Origin of the sequence: Pseudoalteromonas sp. MMG012 (genome assembly GCF_018100875.1) — a bacterium.
Lineage (GTDB): Bacteria > Pseudomonadota > Gammaproteobacteria > Enterobacterales > Alteromonadaceae > Pseudoalteromonas > Pseudoalteromonas aurantia.
On the sequence record NZ_JAGJEF010000155.1, the window covers coordinates 1 to 2,905 of the forward strand.

The window sequence follows — 2,905 nt, forward strand, 5'->3', positions numbered from 1 at the left end:
TAAGCTAGTTTCTACAATGCTAGACAAGCGATTACATATCCTATCTCTTTTCCTTTCCCACGTTGAAAAACTGAGAGGGTTAGATACATTAAAAGTGCTTTCTATTTTTTCTTTAAAGGAGTTTAGCTTTAAAGGGTCAGTTAAAATAAACCCTTGTGATAAAGGAAATACACCTTTTATATCGTCATAAGATAGAGGCGGAACGACAATTGGGATATGCTCTTTAGATAATACCCACGTAGCCCCCATTTCGCACATACAAACAGGACTATTGTAAAAATTTTCAGATAATACAAACAATACTAAAGAATCTGATGATAATTCTGACTTTATAGTATCAAGAAAGTTTTCCCCTAAGCCAATTCCATACCCTTCAAAAGAAGTACAAAATATTTGGTTAGATTCGATCCCAATAGACTCAAGCATTTCAATAATTTCTTCCACGACATCTGCATCTTTTGATGCATGACTTATAAAAATTTTTGAAATATCTGCTGGTGATTCTTCAGTGGAAACCACACTATCTTGCGGATCTTCTTCAAATTCCCCTATATATTCTTGGATTGAATCAATTAACATTTTAAAATCCCTTCTAAAACACCTTAAATGATCAGAAGTATAATCACTTGAAGATGTATAAATCATTGCAGGATAATAAAATTTCAAATCACTAAAGTGCTCATATTCAGTCGATTCTTTTCCAAACACTTTAATTAATGTTCTTTCTACTAAATTTTTCCATGTCTTAAAATCAGTATCACCACTGCTCTCAACCTTAACCATTTCTGATTTATCTAAAAGCTTTTGTAAAAGTTTAATCTTAGAATTGATATCCATACTATCCCTAGCTTATAACAGCGTATTAGCGTGAATTCCGATAAACACTCTGCCCTTATTTCATGCAGAGACATTCAGAACTGCCAATTAATTCAATATATATTAGTAACTTAACATTTTTTCTAACACATAACAATCACCTCCCACCACGGATGAAACCGAGAGTTTACTTAACCGAGAATCATTTGGGTCGTTATGTAATTTTACTAAAATAAAAACTATATATAATTCAGTCGATTAAGTTTATATGTCAATTTAAACGTGCATTTTTTAAATTACATAACGAGAAGAGAGGCTAGCAATTTTGAGAAATTAAATTATAACTGTATATAAATACAGCTATAGAGCACCTTATGTCTTCATCTCCTTTTCTTGAATCTGTTCGAACCGAACTACGCACAAGGCGCTATAGCATTAAAACTGAGAAGGTGTACTTATACTGGATCAAGTCGTTCATCATTTTTAATGAAAAAAAACACCCAAAGGATATGAGTAACCATGACATTGAGCGCTTCCTAAACCACTTAGCGGTCAACAGACTTGTCAGTGGTGCCACTCAAAATCAAGCCTTATGCGCTATAATTTTTCTGTATCGATATAATTAACCTCAGCTCTGGATAAGCGAATTTGCCCAATAAAGCTATTTTTCTCACTCTCGGCGTTGCTTTCATTTGTAATAGCCCGCTATTACTGCATAAAAGCGCCTTGATATTGAGCAAAATACCATCATTGGATGGAAAATAAGATGGGACAGGCACAAATTTCTTGCATAATTGGGTGGTTTAACTACTGTTTATACATCCAGTTTATTTAAGTGATTAAAATGACAAGAGCAAGGAATGCTTTAATTGATTTGTCTGCAACGCCTTATTACCATTTAATAGCACGGTGTGTACGCCGTGCTTTTTTGTGTGGGGAAGATAAGTATTCAGGAAAGAACTTTGACCACAGAAGGGAGTGGTTGGTCGAGAGAATGAAGTTGCTCAGTAGCGTATTTGCAATAGAAATAGCGGCTTATGCGATTATGAGCAACCATTATCACCTTGTTGTGAAAGTAAATAAGCAAACTGCGCTTGATTGGTCAGATGATGACGTTATTAAGCGCTGGTATCAACTTTACAATGGTGATTTATTGGTAGACCGATATATCAGTGGAGAAGTACTCGATGATGCAGCGATGAGTTTCTTCAATGAAATAGTGTCAAAATGGCGTTTGAGGTTGTATGACATTAGCTGGTATATGAAGAATTTGAACGAATTCATGGCCAAAGAAGCGAATAAAGAAGATAACTGTACGGGTAAATATTGGGAGGGCCGCTATAAGTCCCAAGCTCTGTTAGATGAAAGAGCACTATTGAGCTGCATGGCGTATGTAGATTTAAATCCAATCAGAGCGAATATGGCAAATACGCTTGAAGAGAGCGATTATACGTCAATTCAAGAACGGTTACTACACTTTAAAGCTCAAATAAAAGACAATAAGAAAGCACAATTAAATCCTTCTCAAAACATCCCTCAAAAAGATGACCCAGCTGATATAAGTCAACCTGCGGAATTAAAACCATTTGGTGGAGAGCACTTAGCAGGAACCATCCCATTTAGCTTACTAGATTATTTTGAATTGGTAGATTGGAGTGGCCGCCATGTACACCCAAAAAAGACAGGCTATATAAGCCGCTCGATACCAAGAGTATTAGTGATTCTCAATATAGAAGAAACGGTATTGTTAGAGCAGGTACAAAGCTTTAGACGACAATATGCAAACTTTGCAGGGAGTAAACACGCTTTATGCCGACAGGCGGCAAAGAATGACGTTAAATGGTACAAAGGGGCTGGGTAACACAACACGTATTCTATAGAATATAAAAACCATCAAAACGAACCTAGCAAGCACATCAGCTTGCTGTTTTGCTTGTCTTGAATTCGGAAATCGACGTTAGAATAGCAAAGGAGAAATAAACGAATATTCATTGGTCGCATTTTTTAATGGTTTTCATAACGAGCAGTATTGGTTAACATGGCCAGCAATTGGAGAGTGTATAATAATGTGCCTGTCCTATTTGCTGTC

Annotated in this window: 3 protein-coding genes; 2 read left to right on the forward strand and 1 reads right to left on the reverse strand. The window is 35.9% G+C overall.

Features of this window, described 5'->3' with window-relative positions; translation table 11 throughout:
- The coding region (locus J8L97_RS22595) for a toll/interleukin-1 receptor domain-containing protein (protein ID WP_211052967.1) at positions 1-837 on the reverse strand (837 nt) is incomplete at its 3' end.
- A 353-nt stretch (positions 838-1,190) separates the two neighbouring features.
- Here J8L97_RS22595 and J8L97_RS22600 point away from each other — a divergent pair.
- Positions 1,191-1,442 (forward strand): site-specific integrase, encoded by a 252-nt coding sequence (locus tag J8L97_RS22600; protein ID WP_211052969.1) that lies wholly within the window; start codon positions 1,191-1,193, stop codon positions 1,440-1,442.
- Between the two features lie 218 nt (positions 1,443-1,660).
- A complete protein-coding gene (locus tag J8L97_RS22605) occupies positions 1,661-2,677 on the forward strand; it encodes a transposase (RefSeq protein ID WP_211052971.1) in 1,017 nt (338 codons plus the stop codon).
- The last annotated feature ends 228 nt before the right edge of the window (positions 2,678-2,905 follow it).

What these genes read in the sequence shown, in the direction of transcription:
- J8L97_RS22600 (WP_211052969.1), top strand. Translation starts at nt 1,191, where the DNA reads ATGTCTTCATCTCCTTTTCTTGAATCTGTTCGAACCGAACTACGCACA.
- J8L97_RS22605 (WP_211052971.1), top strand. Translation starts at nt 1,661, where the DNA reads ATGACAAGAGCAAGGAATGCTTTAATTGATTTGTCTGCAACGCCTTAT.